Origin of the sequence: Streptococcus sp. 959, assembly GCF_013277075.1 — a bacterium.
GTDB classification, from domain to species: Bacteria; Bacillota; Bacilli; order Lactobacillales; family Streptococcaceae; genus Streptococcus; species Streptococcus pseudopneumoniae_C.
The window spans coordinates 45845-61773 of sequence record NZ_VMMF01000012.1 but is presented as its reverse complement, the minus strand read 5'-3'; the positions used below and the strand labels follow the sequence as shown (position 1 = coordinate 61773).

Annotated in this window: 16 protein-coding genes; 2 read left to right on the top strand and 14 right to left on the bottom strand. The window is 37.8% G+C overall.

Annotation, left to right across the window (positions count from 1 at the left end; genetic code table 11):
- Positions 1-1364, bottom strand: a 1364-nt coding sequence (gene rlmD / locus HT717_RS04250; protein WP_173304464.1) for a 23S rRNA (uracil(1939)-C(5))-methyltransferase RlmD, incomplete at its 3' end; no start/stop codon positions are given.
- A gap of 37 nt (positions 1365-1401) precedes the next feature.
- On the opposite strand from rlmD, the gene recX reads away from it, so the two are divergent.
- Both recX and HT717_RS04240 read left to right on the top strand, forming a co-directional pair.
- Entirely contained in the window at positions 1402-2178 is a 777-nt protein-coding gene (recX, locus tag HT717_RS04245; RefSeq protein ID WP_049540649.1) for a recombination regulator RecX, read from the top strand.
- Between the two features lie 88 nt (positions 2179-2266).
- Positions 2267-2800, top strand: coding sequence for a DUF402 domain-containing protein (locus HT717_RS04240; protein ID WP_000775316.1), 534 nt, complete (start codon positions 2267-2269; stop codon positions 2798-2800).
- Between the two features lie 222 nt (positions 2801-3022).
- On the opposite strand, the gene HT717_RS04235 is transcribed toward HT717_RS04240, so the two are convergent.
- The 13 genes from HT717_RS04235 to HT717_RS04175 all read right to left on the bottom strand — a co-directional run bounded on the left by HT717_RS04235 (position 3023) and on the right by HT717_RS04175 (position 15891).
- The gene (locus HT717_RS04235) at positions 3023-3790 is read right to left on the bottom strand and encodes an epoxyqueuosine reductase QueH (protein ID WP_000567567.1); all 768 of its coding nucleotides are present in this window, start codon (positions 3788-3790) and stop codon (positions 3023-3025) included.
- 124 nt (positions 3791-3914) lie between these two features.
- Positions 3915-5537: a chaperonin GroEL gene (gene groL, locus HT717_RS04230; protein ID WP_049540652.1), complete on the bottom strand. Its 1623-nt coding sequence runs from the start codon at positions 5535-5537 to the stop codon at positions 3915-3917.
- Between the two features lie 15 nt (positions 5538-5552).
- Positions 5553-5837 (bottom strand): co-chaperone GroES, encoded by a 285-nt coding sequence (gene groES, locus HT717_RS04225; protein WP_000917326.1) that lies wholly within the window; start codon positions 5835-5837, stop codon positions 5553-5555.
- Between the two features lie 155 nt (positions 5838-5992).
- On the bottom strand, positions 5993-6388 hold the full coding sequence (locus HT717_RS04220) for a single-stranded DNA-binding protein (protein WP_000282442.1): 396 nt from the start codon (positions 6386-6388) through the stop codon (positions 5993-5995).
- 76 nt (positions 6389-6464) lie between these two features.
- Positions 6465-7226 carry an SDR family NAD(P)-dependent oxidoreductase gene (locus HT717_RS04215; protein WP_049540654.1) on the bottom strand — a complete coding sequence of 254 codons (762 nt, stop codon included), beginning with the start codon at positions 7224-7226 and terminating at the stop codon, positions 6465-6467.
- A 41-nt stretch (positions 7227-7267) separates the two neighbouring features.
- Entirely contained in the window at positions 7268-7894 is a 627-nt protein-coding gene (gene ytpR, locus HT717_RS04210; RefSeq protein WP_049540656.1) for a YtpR family tRNA-binding protein, read from the bottom strand.
- 15 nt (positions 7895-7909) lie between these two features.
- Positions 7910-8227: a thioredoxin family protein gene (locus HT717_RS04205; RefSeq protein ID WP_000615777.1), complete on the bottom strand. Its 318-nt coding sequence runs from the start codon at positions 8225-8227 to the stop codon at positions 7910-7912.
- Positions 8224-8523: a DUF4651 domain-containing protein gene (locus tag HT717_RS04200; RefSeq protein ID WP_049540658.1), complete on the bottom strand. Its 300-nt coding sequence runs from the start codon at positions 8521-8523 to the stop codon at positions 8224-8226. The genes HT717_RS04205 and HT717_RS04200 overlap by 4 nt, the downstream gene beginning before the upstream one ends.
- Positions 8524-8613: 90 nt before the next feature.
- The gene (locus HT717_RS04195; protein ID WP_049540660.1) at positions 8614-9690 is read right to left on the bottom strand and encodes an N-acetylmuramoyl-L-alanine amidase family protein; all 1077 of its coding nucleotides are present in this window, start codon (positions 9688-9690) and stop codon (positions 8614-8616) included.
- 119 nt (positions 9691-9809) lie between these two features.
- Complete coding sequence (locus HT717_RS04190) at positions 9810-11417, bottom strand: CTP synthase (protein WP_049540662.1); 1608 nt, start codon at positions 11415-11417, stop codon at positions 9810-9812.
- Between the two features lie 236 nt (positions 11418-11653).
- Entirely contained in the window at positions 11654-12241 is a 588-nt protein-coding gene (gene rpoE / locus HT717_RS04185; protein ID WP_000418401.1) for a DNA-directed RNA polymerase subunit delta, read from the bottom strand.
- Positions 12242-12493: 252 nt separating this feature from the next.
- Positions 12494-14995 carry a DEAD/DEAH box helicase gene (locus tag HT717_RS04180; protein WP_049540664.1) on the bottom strand — a complete coding sequence of 834 codons (2502 nt, stop codon included), beginning with the start codon at positions 14993-14995 and terminating at the stop codon, positions 12494-12496.
- On the bottom strand, positions 14992-15891 hold the full coding sequence (locus HT717_RS04175) for a DUF1837 domain-containing protein (protein WP_049540666.1): 900 nt from the start codon (positions 15889-15891) through the stop codon (positions 14992-14994). Before HT717_RS04175 ends, HT717_RS04180 begins: the two co-directional genes overlap by 4 nt.
- Between the last annotated feature and the right edge of the window lie 38 nt (positions 15892-15929).

The following is a 15929-nucleotide window of genomic DNA, read 5'->3' as shown; positions in this document are numbered from 1 at the left end:
CTACTTTTTCTAATTTTTTTAATTAATTTTACAACAGCCTCAGTTCGAGCTGTATGTGGGAACATATCGACCGACTGGATATAATGTAGATCATAGACTTCTACTAAGCGCACCAAATCACGAGCCAAGGTCGAAACATTACAAGAAATATAAACCATTTTTTCTGGTACATAGGTAAGAATAGTGTCTAATAACTTATCATCCAGACCTGTACGCGGTGGATCTACAATCAAAGCATCTGCTCGGTATCCTTCCTTGTACCAACGAGAAATAATCTCTTCTGCTGTTCCAGCTTCATAATGAGTATTATCAAATCCCATTCTTTTAGCATTTCGCTTGGCATCTTCAATGGCTTCTGGAATAATATCCATACCTCTGAGTGTCTTTACTTTCTTTGCGAATGCAAATCCAATCGTTCCAACTCCACAATAAGCGTCAATCAAATGGTCTTCTTTATCAACATTCAGCGCTTTTACTGCTTCGCTATAGAGGACTTCTGTTTGTTCAGGATTTAGCTGATAGAAAGCTCTAGGGGATAGTGAGAATTCATAGTCGAGTACACCTTCTTGAATACTCTCTTCTCCCCAGATAATCTCTGTCTTTTCACCATATATCTCACTTGTTTTAGCTGTATTTGTATTCACAGCTACTGTCACAATTTCTGGGAAATCTTTAACTAAATCTTTTACCAGTTGTGTTAAGTTAAGCTGACGGTTTGTAACAATAATAATCTGAACCTGTCCGGTCTTTCTTGCTCGTCGGACCATAATAGTCCTAACACCTAGAACTTTTCTCTCATCAGTGATTGGAATCTGGTGATAAGTAAGTAATTCTGCTAGGCGATTAGCAATCACTTGAGTTTCCTTATCTTGTACCAGGCAGTCTTTCAACTCTACTAAATAATGAGAGTTTTGTGCATATAAGCCTGCCTTGACCTGATTTTTAAATTTTCGAGTCTGAAATTGTAACTTAGCACGATAGTACTTGGGTTCCTGCATTCCAATAGTTGGACGAATTTCATAGTTTTCATATCCTGCAGGGGCGAATTTTTTCAGTGCTTGGTGAAGTAGGTCCGTCTTGAACTCTAGCTGCTTATCATAATGCAGGTGCATGATTTGACAGCCTCCGCATTCATTGTAAATAGTACAAGCTGGCACAACTCGGAATTTTGACTTCTTATTAACCTTCAGTAATTTTGCCTCAACAAAGTTACGTTTAATAGAAGTAATCTGACAATAGATATCTTCTCCTTTGAGAGCACCAGGCACAAAGACTAATGTTTTTTGGTAAAAGCCGATTCCCTCACCATTAATTCCCATGCGCTTGATTTTTAATGGTATTTTTTGTTTCACTTTCAGATTCATACCCCTATCTTATCACATTTTGAGTTATAATAGAACTATGAAAATCACAAAACTTGAAAAGAAAAAAAGACTCTATCTGATGGAGCTTGATAATGGCGACAAATGCTACATCACCGAAGATACAATTGTTCGTTTTATGTTATCGAGAGATAAGGTGATAAGCGAAGAGGAATTGAAAGAGATTCAAGACTTTGCCCAATTTTCTTATGGTAAAAATCTAGCCCTCTACCACCTATCCTTCAAAGCTCGCACTGAAAAAGAGGTCAGAGAATATCTGAAAAAATATGATATTGATGAAAACATAGTTGCGCAAGTTATTGCTAATCTTAAAGAAGATAAGTGGATCAATGATAGCCAGTACGCTTATGCTATCATCAATGCCAATCAACTTTCAGGAGACAAGGGGCCTTATGTACTGACTCAGAAATTAGCACAAAAAGGAATTTCAAAATCTACTATAGAAGAGATATTGAAAGAATTTGATTTTTCTGAAGTTGCTCAACGTGTTGCTAATAAACTATTGAAAAAATATGAAGGAAAACTTCCAGCTCGTGCCTTGCAAGATAAGATTATCCAGAACTTGACCAACAAGGGCTTCTCTTACTCTGATGCTAAAAGTGCCTTTGACCAGTTGGATAGTCAAGTTGACCAAGAAACGACTCAGGAACTCATCTTCAAGGAACTTGATAAGCAATATGCTAAGTATGCCCGAAAATATGAAGGATACGAACTTAAACAGCGTTTAACTCAAGTTTTAGCACGAAAAGGCTACGATTTTTCGGATATAGCAAGCGCTCTCAGAGAATATCTTTAATTTTTTCATGTAAAATTCACAGATTTTAGGTAATTTTATGGTACAATAGTAAACGATAAACTTATAAATTGTAGAAAGTTGGTTAGTTATGAAGCTTCCAAAAGAAGGCGACTTTATTACAATTCAAAGTTATAAGCATGATGGGAGCCTCCACCGAACTTGGCGGGACACCATGGTACTAAAAACAACAGAAAACGCCATTATTGGTGTCAACGATCATACACTTGTTACCGAAAGTGATGGTCGTCGTTGGGTTACTCGAGAACCAGCTATTGTTTACTTTCACAAGAAATATTGGTTTAATATCATTGCCATGATTCGTGATAATGGAATTTCCTACTATTGCAATATGGCTAGCCCCTACTATCTTGACGAAGAAGCACTAAAGTATATTGATTACGATTTGGATGTTAAAATTTTTACAGATGGGGAAAAACGTCTCTTGGACGTTGAAGAATATGAGCGTCACAAACGCAAAATGAATTATTCTGATGATTTGGACTATATTTTAAAAGAACATGTCAAAATTCTTGTTGATTGGATTAACAATGGACGTGGTCCTTTCTCAGAAGCCTATGTAAACATTTGGTACAAGCGCTATGTAGAACTAAAGAATCGGTAAAGTTGTCAAACTGGGGTGAGAGCCCTGGTTTTTTATTTTAATACTCAATGAAAATCAAAGAGCAAACTAGGAAACTAGCCGCAGGTTGCTCAAAGAACTGCTTTGAGGTTGTAGATAGAACTGACGAAGTCAGTAACCATACATACGGAAAGGCAACGTTGACGCGGTTGGCATTTGATTTTCGAAGAGTATAAAAACCCAGTTTTTCAGCTGGGTTGGTCTCTATATATCTAATTTAGTAACAGTAAATTTGATGTGGGAATAATCTTTTTCAACATCCTTATCCAGTAAGAAAGCCGTGGCGTCCTTCTTAACTTGAACAAGGTCAATATTCTGGGCTTGGGCCGCATAGACGCAGCCACAATAACATTGACGGTAGATGTCATACTCTTCACACATCTCTACTGAACGTTTGTAGCCCTGATTTTTTTTGAAATCGCTGGGAAGATAGTGGGTGGTATAAATCTTTTGCACATCGATTCCGATGCTGTTGATGGTTTGAGAATTCTTATGTGGACTGATAGTCAAGGCTGAGCCAAAGTAGTCAAAGCCCAAATCCATAGCCACTTGCGCTGTTTTATCCAGACGGTAGTCAAAGCAAACCTTACAACGGTCGCCACCTTCAGGTTCTTCTTCCAAACCTCGAACCAGTTTACGATATTCGTTGGGTTCATAAGGTGCTTCTAGGTACTGAACCGTATTTCCTGTCCTCTCATTGAAATCACTGACAAATTTCTTGGTAACATAAGCCCGCTTATGGTATTCTGCCTTGGGATGGATATTAGAATTGGCAAAATAGATGGTCACATCTGCATACTTGGTCAAATATTCGAGGGTATAGGTACTGCAAGGGGCACAGCAAACATGCATGAGAATGGTTGGTCGCTGCTCATTTTTCTCCCATACTTGTACCATTTTCTGCATGACACGGTCATAATTAATCTTCTGATTGGGGTTCATCTTGCTCAGAATTTCTTCTACATCGATCATGTTCTTCTCCTTTTTCTAGTCTTATTTTATCATATAAGTTAGGAGAGCTCAAATCTATTTAAAATAGAAAACCATAAAAGGAGGAAATACGCATCCCTCCTTTTGTATTTTTTATAAGTTGCTTTTACATCATGCCGCCCATCATGCTTGGATCCATTGCTGGAGCTGGGGCTGCTGGTTCTGGTTTGTTAGCTACGACTGCTTCTGTTGTCAAAATCAAGCTGGCTACAGATGCCGCATTTTGTAAGGCTGAACGGCTCACTTTAACTGGGTCAATAATTCCCTCTTCAATCATGTTGACCCACTCGCCAGTTGCTGCGTTGAAGCCTGTGCCAAGCTCAGCATTTTTCAAACGATCGATAACGATTGATCCTTCAAATCCTGCATTGTGGGCGATTTGACGAACAGGTTCTTCCAAGGCACGGAGTACAATATTGCGTCCTGTTGCTTCATCTCCTGTCAATTCCAAATTAGCCACTGCTGGGATAACATTTACAAGAGCTGTTCCACCACCAGCAACGATTCCTTCTTCAACAGCTGCACGAGTAGCATTGAGAGCATCTTCAATGCGGAGTTTCATTTCTTTCAACTCAGTTTCAGTTGCAGCTCCGACCTTGATTACTGCTACACCACCTGACAATTTGGCCAATCGTTCTTGTAATTTTTCACGATCAAATTCAGATGTTGTAGTTTCGATTTGAGACTTGATAACTGCAACACGGTGAGAAATCGCTTCAGGATTTCCAGCACCTTCTACGATAACAGTGCTATCTTTATCAACAGTCACTCTCGCAGCTTGACCAAGTGCTTCAATTGTCGCATCTTTCAACTCAAGACCAAGATCTTCTGTGATAACTGTTCCACCTGTCAAGATGGCTATATCTTCAAGCATTGCTTTGCGACGGTCACCAAAGCCAGGTGCCTTGACTGCTACTACGTTGAAGGTTCCACGAATCTTGTTCAATACAAGAGTTGGAAGAGCTTCACCATCCACATCATCCGCAATAATCAAGAGTGGACGATTGCTTTGGAGAATGCTTTCGAGAAGTGGCAAGATTTCTTGGATATTTGAGATCTTCTTATCGGTAATCAAAATGTATGGATTTTCAAGGTCAGCTACCATTTTTTCGCTATCTGTTACCATGTACTGTGAAAGGTAACCACGGTCAAACTGCATACCTTCCACAACTTCAAGTTCTGTTTCCATACCACGTGACTCTTCGATAGTGATGACTCCATCTTTGCCAACTTTTTCCATGGCTTCAGAGATGTACTCACCAACTTTTTCAGAACGAGAAGACACGGCAGCAACCTGAGCGATGGCTTCTTTATTAGCAACTGGGATGGCATTGTTTTTCAAGGCTTCTACTGCTGCAGCAACTGCTATTTCAATTCCACGACGAATGCCGATTGGATTTGCGCCTGCTGTGACGTTTTTGATTCCTTCGCGGACGATCGCTTGGGTCAAAACAGTTGCAGTTGTAGTCCCGTCACCTGCGATATCATTGGTTTTTGAAGCTACTTCTGATACCAATTTGGCACCCATATTTTCAAAATGATCTTCCAACTCGATTTCTTTGGCAATGGTCACACCATCATTGGTAATCAAAGGTGAACCGAATGATTTTTCAAGAACAACGTTACGACCTTTTGGTCCTAAGGTTACTTTAACAGTGTCTGCAAGGATATCGACACCACGAACCATAGCTGAACGAGCATCAGATGAAAATTTAATTTCTTTTGACATACTTACTTTCTCCTTCTATTCTTCAATGATAGCCAAAATGTTCGCTTCGCCAACGATGATGTACTTCTCATCGCCATCTTTGACATCAATACCTGCATGGGCTTCAACTAAGACACGGTCGCCAGGCTTGACACTTGGAGCCACCAAATCACCGTTTAAGGTACGAACCCCTTGTCCAGTAGCTACAACTTGAGCTGTTTTTGTTTTTTCTTGGGCTGAACCTGCAAGGACAAATCCTCCAACAGTTTGTTCTTTTTCTTCGATTTTCAAGACCACACGGTCTCCTAATGGTTTCAACATCTGATTTCCTCCATAATGAGATAGATATTATTAGCACTCTTTGCACTTGAGTGCTAATTCATAGTTCTATTGTATCACTTGGTCAGAAATAGTCAAGAAAAAAGTCTGACTTTCTCAAGATAAAAAGCCTGAGACCAACTCAGACTTTTCAATGCTTAAAATGGCAATTCTTCCTCTTCCAAGACTAGATCTGCCAAATCCTGTCCTGCGTTATTTTCTCGCATGGCACGTTGGGCTCGGCTTTCCAAGAGTTGGAATCCTGTCACAAGTACCTCGGTCACATAGTTCATCTGGCCATTTTTCTCGAAGCGACGGGTACGCAATTCTCCATCCACGGAAATAAGACTGCCTTTGGTTGCGTAGCTTGCCAATGTTTCTGCTAGTCTTCCCCATAAAACCATATTAACAAAATCCGCTTCGCGTTCACCATTTTGGTCTTTGTAACGACGATTCACAGCAATGGTTGCTCGCGCAACTGACTTGTCATTGTTGGTTTTGTGCAATTCTGGTGTAGACGTTAAACGTCCAATCAAGATAACTTTATTATACATATTTTTTCCTCCTACTTATCTATTCGTAGGAAATCAAAAAAAGTTACAGAAATTTGTAACTTTTCGAGAAAATTTTTTATTTTTTATGAACCATGAAACCTGTCGCCTGTTGATTGGCCATAATAGTTATATCTGTAATCTGAACACGACGAGGTTGACTAGTCACATAGACTACTGTGTCTGCAATATCCTGAGCTTGCAAAGCTTCTACTCCTTGGTAAACGGACGCAGCCCGCTCTTTGTCACCATGAAAACGCACTGTAGAAAAATCTGTTTCGACAATTCCAGGCTGAATGGTGGTCACCTTGATATCTGTTGAAATGGTATCAATTCGCAGTCCATCTGAAAAGGTCTTAACCGCTGCCTTGGTAGCTGAGTAAACAGCGGCACCAGCATAGGCGTAGATTCCTGCGGTTGACCCCATATTGATAATATGACCTTGATTGGATTTTACCATTGCTGGCAAGAAGCAACGAGTGACTGCCATTAAACCTTTGACATTGGTATCCAGCATGGTCAACATATCCAACTCTTCATAGTCCTGATAAGGTGCTAAACCTAGAGCTAGTCCAGCGTTATTGACCAAGATATCAATCTGCCCTATCGTTTCCAAAATATCGGAGCAGACAGGCTTTACCATGGTCATATCCGTAACATCTAGCGGAAAAGTCCAAACTGTTTGATTTGGAAAAGTTTCTGCAAACTCCGACTTGAGGGTTTCTAGTCTGTCTATCCGTCGTCCAGTTAAAACAACATTCTCACCCTGCTCTAGATAAGCACGCGCAATCGCTTCACCAATTCCTGATGTCGCCCCTGTAATCACTACATTTTTTGCCATCTTATTTCCTTCTATCTGGTCTATCAGATACTAACAACTTCTTAGGCAGTCCAGTGTTTAGCTGGATCAAATGGAGTTCCAACAACTTGGTCTTCTGATAATTCAATAATACCACGTTTTTGCGGAGCATTTGGCAGATGCAATTCACGAGGACTACACATCATGCCAAAACTCTTTTCACCACGAAGCTCACCTGGGAAAATAAGATTGCCTTTTGGCATCATAGCTCCAGGAAGAGCCACAATGGTTTTCAACCCCACACGCGCATTGGGAGCCCCTGCTACGATTTGCACTGTCTTGTCACTTGCGACTGCAACTTGGCAGATGTTGAGGTGGTCACTATCTGGATGAGCTACCATCTCGACAATTTCACCAACAACAAACTTAGGTTCCTTGTCATTAACAATTTCCTCTGCAAAACCTTCCGTTTGTAATTCTTGGTTCAAACGAGCGACCTGTTCATCTGATAAAAAGACTTGACCATGCTCTGCAATTTCAAATAAACTTGAAACTTCAAAAATATTCCAAGCTACTGTTTCCCCAGTATCTTTGAGAAAAACACGGGCTACCTTGCCTTTGCGTTCTACATCCAGTTTGGCATCTCCGCTATTTTTCACGATGACCATAAGGACATCACCGACATGTTCTTTGTTGTATGTAAAAATCATTGTTTTCTTTTTCTCCTATTTCAGTCCTGCTAAAAAGTCGTTAATTTGTTGCTTGCTTTTACGGTCGCGATTGACAAAACGGCCGATTTCCTTGTCCTTTTCTAGAACAACAAGGCTAGGAATCCCGTAAACATCCCAGAGTTTGGCTAAATCCATATACTGGTCTCGGTCCACACGAATAAAGGTGAACTCTGGATTGGTCTCCTCAATTTCTGGCAAGGCAGGATAGATATAACGACAATCGCCACACCAGTCCGCCACAAAAAGAAATACCTTTTTCCCATCTTTTTCTACTAAAGATGCTAATTCTTCTAAACTTGCTGGTTGTATCATAAGACTTCCTCCTCATAGACCAGATCTTCATTTTCATAGACAAAGGTATAATGACGGCCATCCTCAAAAATGACGCCGCCAACCAAGCTCTCCAGACTACTTTCATAAACTTGAACATAGAGGGTCGCAATTTCCCCCATATCTGAAAAATGGTCTCGTACAATCGCTGTCAACTCTTCCTGAGTCTTCATGAGCTTACGGTCATCTGCAACTTTTTTCGTAGCAAGGGCAAAGCTCCCAATACCAAGCAGAGCCAGACCTGCCATCCACATTTTTTTAGCTTTCATACCATTCATTTTAACACAAAAAAGGCTTTAGGACAAATGAGGAAGCAGCAGAAAAGCAAGTAAAAAGCCTCTTCCTTTAAGGAAAAGGACTTCTTATTCTTATTGCCAGGCGCCTGAGTTACCAACGTAGTAACCATCAGGTGTATAGGTATTGCGAAGCATCTTACCCAATGAAGCCAGATAATACCACTTACCATTATCTTTGACCCAATCATTCGCTAGCATGGCACCAGAAGAACTTACATAATACCATTCTCCCTTGTCATAAACCCAAGTGCTTGCTTTCATGGCTCCTGAAGTTGATAAATAGTACCACTTGCCTTGGTCGTAAAGCCAGTCACTCGCAATCATAGCTCCTGATGATTTAAAGGCATACCAGTTGCCACCTTGATATAGCCAAGTTTGATTGAACATGACTCCTTTATCATTCATAAAGTACCAAGTTCCCTTGGCTTTAACCCAAGCATTCTGTACTAATTGACCTTGTTTTTGATAGTACCAGTTTTGGTTTGATTTTAGCCAGCTTTCTGCTTTTACAATCGGATAAAGTTCTCTGAAAGCTCCTCCATCATCATATTTATGACTGATAGATTTTGGTTTTTCTAGTTTCAACTCGTCATTATCATAATTTGCCCAAGCAAAGACTTTTTGACCATTGACAGTCTCTGGTAAGGTGGCTGTGTAAATCTTGGTTTGATAATCCCATTTAGCATCGAGGTAAGTGTATTGATCATTTGATTCTTCAATACGATAGTAACCTCTCTTTCCACTATCATTATGAATATCATCCACAACTTTCGTTGACCAGGTCTTTACTTCATTTCCGCTCTTAGCTTCTACCTTGATATCTCCTCTATAACCATATGGAACATAGAAATTCAGGTAACGCCCCTCTACGCCCATCATAGACTTGTCCTTTTCTTGACCTAGAAAATTGACAGTTTGATCTTGACCATCGAGACTAACCGTCCACTCAATTTTCTCGGTTTTTGGCAAATCCAAGACTTTGATATCCACTTCATGACCATTGTTAAACCGAAGAATCTTGCCATCTTGATACTGCACTCCACACTTAACAACCCATTCTTCTTTAAGCTCAAATGCCTGCCCTGAATGTGGAAAAGCCAGTAAAGCTAGACCAGCTAGAGACAAACCAAATAATGTGATTTTTTTCATTGTAGTTCCTCCTTAGTTGTTGTTATGTTAATTATATCACTATATTTTTATTTTGCAAATTATATCCTAAATATGCAAGCAAAAAACCTCTGAGATTCTTCTCAAAGGTTATAATCTAGCTAATTGCTGTTCTCAACTGCTGCAGTGACAAAGGCAGTGTAGAGTTCTTCTGGGCGGTTTGGACGACTTGAAAGTTCAGGGTGATACTGGCAAGCTACAAAGAATTTATTTTCAGGGATTTCCACGATTTCGACCAAACGATTGTCTGGAGAAACACCTGAGAAGACAAAGCCTGCTGCCTCAAATTGCTCACGGAAGGCGTTGTTAAACTCATAGCGGTGACGGTGGCGGCGTTGCACCACTTCTTGATTGTGATAAGCAGCCGCAGCCTTAGATCCACGTTTCAACTTAGATGGATAAAGTCCCAAGCGAAGGGTTCCCCCCATATCCTCAACATCAATCTGATCACGCATGATATCAATGATAGGGTATTTTGTTTCTGGTGCAAGCTCTGCAGAATTGGCACCTTCAAGACCCAAAACGTGACGAGCAAACTCGATACATGTCAACTGCATTCCCAAGCAGACTCCCAACATTGGAACATCATTTTCACGCGCATAGCGGATAGCTTGGATTTTCCCTTCAGTACCACGCTGACCGAAACCACCTGGTACGATGATTCCATCTGCATCAGACAAAAGCTCTGCCACATTCTCTATTGTCACATCATTGGCGTTGACCCAATTAATCTTAACTTCTGCGTCATTGGCATAACCAGAGTGTTTCAAGGCTTCAACCACAGAGATGTAGGCATCTTGCAACTCAACATACTTACCGACAAGGGAAATTTTAACTTGTTTTTTCAGGTTCATGACCTTGTCCACCATAGTTGACCATTCTGTCATATCCGCTACTGGTGCATCTAATTTTAAATGGTCACAGACAATTTGGTCCATACCTTGTGCCTGCAAGTTCAATGGAATTTGGTAAAGGTGCTCAACGTCCAACGATTCGATAACGGCTTCTGGTGCCACATCACAGAACTGGGCTAGTTTATTTTTAATTCCTTGACCAGCTGGTTGCTCTGTACGAATCACCAACATATTTGGTTGAATTCCCAATCCACGCAATTCTTTTACAGAGTGTTGAGTTGGTTTGGTTTTCATTTCACCGGCAGCCTTGAGGTATGGAAGCAAGGTTGTATGGATGTACATAACATTATCCGCACCCACATCTGCCTTCATCTGACGAAGAGCCTCTAGGAATGGCAAGGACTCGATATCTCCTACTGTTCCACCAACCTCTGTGATAATGACATCAGAGTCTGTCGTTACAGCGGCACGCTTGATTTTCTCTTTCAAAGCATCTGTGATATGAGGAATAACCTGAACAGTTGCCCCAAGGTATTCTCCACGGCGTTCTTTACGAAGAACTTCACTGTAAATTTTACCAGTAGTCACGTTGGAATATTTGTTGAGATTGATATCGATGAAACGTTCATAGTGACCCAAGTCCAAATCTGTCTCAGCTCCGTCATCTGTCACAAAAACTTCCCCGTGCTGGTAAGGACTCATGGTTCCCGGATCAATATTGATATAAGGGTCAAACTTTTGAATGGTTACTTTTAGACCACGATTTTTCAAGAGACGGCCCAGACTCGCTGCAACAATCCCTTTCCCAATAGACGATACCACACCACCAGTTACAAAAATATATTTCGTAGACATAGATTCCTCTTTCTAAAATGCTCAAGGTCTTGTCAACTACGAGGGGACATAGAAAACAAGACCCTACTAATAAGAATAATCTGGAACGACTGCACCAGATTCACAACTAAAATACAAGAAGATAACTTCTTGAAAAAACAAAAATAGCTCCCTAAGAACTAGGGAGCCCCGACCTCTAAAAGAGGTGCCCGAACAATATGATACCTAAAAATAGGATAATTGTCAATAGCTAACTTTTATTCCTCGATGTTTTCAGCATCATCATCTGAAAACTCGTCGTCGTCTTCGTTGAGATCCACGTCTTCACCCAAGTCATCTGGAGCGATTTCGTTGATTTCTGCATCGTAAGCTTCCACTTCATTTTTCTCATCATCTGGATTTTCATCATCGTATGAAAGAGCTGGATCTGCTTCGTATGCGTCCTCGTCTTCTGGATCATCTGCATTGTAGTCAATAGCATCTGAATCGCCATCCATGAAGGCATTGACGCGTTTTTTCTTAGCTTTTGGTGCTACTTCATCGTCGTCATTTTCTTCAAGAGCGATGATTTCTTCGTCAATTTCGTCCACACCATACCATGAACGAAGACCCCATTTGTTGTCTCCAAGTGAGATGAAGCTACCGTCAAAGTTCAACTCTGTGTAGAACAAAGGCAAAGCTTCACGGATATCGCTGTTTGATGTTCCAAGGTAGTTTTGAATTTCGTTTACAAGATCACTAAAATGCATCTCATGATCGCGACCACGAAGTTCCAAGATAGCTCGCGCTACCTCAATCATAGATAGTTCACTTTTTTCTTGCCCAGCAAATACTTCTAATTCCAAAGCGTTTCTCCTCATTTATACTACTATCGCCAGAGTGAACAGACTCTGACCTCATTTTATCATTTACTCTTTATTTTACGATAATTTTGCGGAATAGTCAAAGGTTAAATGGGAGAAAGTGACAGGACTTTTTATTTCTTTGCTACCCAGCCGATGGTGTCGCTAGATGGGGTTATAAGTAGTATATAAGTGGTAAAGTCATAAAATATATAAATATAATTGTATAAATTATAGCAATAACACCTTACATTCTTATAATTCAAGTTCTTTTAGAACAGCTAGTATCGAATCTTGTGCTTCAGTACTCAAATTCTCGTCATTCTTTATTTCTTTTCTTATTTTCCATAATTTATTTTCGCTATTCAATTCAAAATATTTATATGCTTTCTTAGAAATTTCAATAGCAATTTGTCGATCAATGCCTAGTTTTTGTAGTTCAATTACTAAACTTTCATTAGTACCATAATCCAGATAATCTCTCCACTTGCTTTCATCTTGTTTAGTCAACTGTAAATAATTCGTTATGTAGTTCCTAATTGAAAATCTAACAACCGTTTCTAAATCCCTCATAACTTGGTTCACAATATGATTTAAATGTTGTGAGTTGGTTTCATCAAACAGAATAAAATTTTGATTAAAATCAAGAGTAATATTTAATCTATTTGAACTGTAGTACTTTATAATGCTTTTTATAATGACATTCAATGGCTTAGTGGTAATCCAATCAATCATTAAGGTTGCATAATAACCCAATCTATTTTTTTTCCCAAGAAAATTTTTATGTTCATTATCTCCCCAGTTATAAATAATAAACATTTGTTCTAAAACCTCTCTACATGTGTAATAACTAATGTCCTTTGGAAAAATATACGGCCTTTCACTTATATATATTTTATTTTGGATAACTGGACTGATTGTTACTGAGGTCATTAATATTTCAGAAGGTACTTCATATTTTTCAATTACTTTTAAAATCTTCTGTGAATCTTTGTTCTTTTCATTTAACTTTCTATATAAAATTGAATCTAGATTTTGTTTATACTGATAGGATAATATTGAGGCATATTCATTTAAAAAATGCCTTTTTTGAAGACTAGTATTTTTACTCAATGGTTCATCATTAATAATTTGTCCAATTTTTTTATAAAATGCATCTTTCCCTGTAAGTAACTCTGAATTCAAAATTGGTAATTTGTTTAAATTCAATAAATCAATAGCACTACCTTGCCATTTTTTATTATCTAATTTGACAATAAAAATATTACCTGAAAGTTCTTTTGTAAGTCTGCCAGCTCTTCCAATTAAATTTCTAAAATCCAAATCAGACATCTTAGTGAGACCAATTTTTTCACTTAAAATAAAAATATTTTTTGCTGGCAAATTTACACCTTCTAACAATGTTGAGGTTGTAAATAAATATCTGATATTTCCTAATCTATATTCTTTCTCAATTTTTTCTCTAACAACCTGTGGTAGAGCACCAAAATGAGTAGAAACTCCTTTTCTAATCATTTCAGCTAGCCCATATCTCTCATGTATTGTATCTTTAATAAAATCAGACAAATCCTCTAAATTTTTATTGTTGATCTGTGAGAAACCCTCACTAAACTTATCAGCAAAAGCCATTGTATCACTGAGTGAATTACAATAAATGATGGATTGTTGGCTCTTAGATAAATAACTCACAGTATCAAATAGATTTTTGCACCTAAAAGTTCTTTCTTTTACATCTTCGTTACAATATTCAAGATATTGCCTTATACAGAGCGATTGTAAATCAATATAAAATAAATTTCTAGAAACATTCATATCAATGATTTGAGTAGCTTCATCCGTAGAATTGCCTACTAAATTTAAAAATAATTCTGGATTAGGAACATTTGGAGAGGCAAAAAAAAGTTTGATACTTTTTTGCTTAGCCAAAGAAATGGCATGGTAAAAAATCGGAGATCTTCCATCATTAGCGACTAATTTCTGTGCTTCATCTACTATTAAGATAGAAATGGGGGGATTTCTTTGAGAAAAGTATTGTATGAGCCGTTCAGGAGTCAAAACAAAAATGAACTTTTTATGTTTATATAAATCTGGGATTTCAGGAACCGTCAGTATCTTATATCTAGTACCAACGATTACTTTACTTAAATCTTCTTCAACTTGTGAAATTAAAGCTCTACTAGGAACTAAGAAAGCAATATTTTGACTTGCATTTCCTTCATCAATAATCCACTTAACATACTCAGTAAGTAGGAACGACTTACCGAACGAAGTGCTAGCAGAAAAACTATAATGATTTGTCCCCTGTAATTCCTTAAATATTTTGTATTGAGCATCTGTAAAAATTTTGTTCTTATTCGAAGTACTTTGAAAAATATTTTTAATTAATTTATCAATCTCAATGTCAAAATTAAAAATATTATTTTCACAATTAGAATCAATAAGACTTAAAGATGGAAAATTACCAAGCTTAACTAACACGCTTTTAGAAACTAATTGAAAAGTCATATTTTCTTTAAATTCATCATATAAAAGAGAGATTATTTTTAATGAGATATTTCTATTCTGAGCTTTCTCAGATCTTGAAAGTATATCAGCAAATCTCAATAAGTCTAAAAACCTTTTTTTATCCATTACTTTTTTAGAGATTCCTAGCAGATTATCTCCATATCTAATTTGACTTTCAGCTAATAGTTCATACAAGTAACTATCCTCAATAGCTCTACTATTCAACCATGCTATTATTGATTCATTACTCATTCCACCACCTCCTTCAAAATGTTCTTTCTAGTCTCATCTATTTTTATAAATGGCATAACATATAAATAGAAATTCTTTCCTATCAACGAATATTTTTTTATGGCCTCTTCCATTTTTGCAGATGCCTTTTTAATCTCTACTTCTATCTCATCCTTTATCCACAAATTATATTCTTCATCTGACAAATATAGTTTTTCATCAGGGATATCAATTTGGAAGCCAACAAAGACAGAGTATGAATCCACAACTGTATATATATTTTGGCTCTTAGAAGGATATATAATTTTAGATATTAAGTCAACATCATTCTGATCTAGTATCTCATTTTCTAATTGTGAATCGATTAAATTCAATTCAAACATTCTACTATTCCCTATAAATTCTTTTAAAGATTTACAAGCCGCTTTAAAACCATCTAAAAAAACGGCATACATCTTAGCTTCACCAAAAATCAAATGATAATTACTTTCTGAAATCTTTAACAAATGTACACCATCAGCTCCATTTACAAACATATTATTAGATGTCTTTAAAGACATTTTTGATAAGATTTTAGGCGCTCGAAGATTACCCTCAAGAAAAGTGTATAAAATAAGTTCACCAAGTTCACCATTATTCACATAAACATCTCTAAATTTATTTCTAGCTTGTAATGATAATTCCATATAATTTTCTTCTTCAATGTATTTTTTTATTGTCTTTTTGTTCAAGACAAAACCATCAAGTATAGACCGAAGGTCTGACGCAAATGAAGCATAATCAAAATCTTTTCCATTTAATCTAGGCATAAAAATTTTCAGTTCTGTTTGTATTCCTGTTCCTGAAAATAGATTAATACTTTGTAATTGAATAAACCCTTCAACAACTTGTTGTGCTTTAACAGATGAAGTAATCAACTCATTTCCCTCCAAAAAACTGCTTTCCATTCTAAATT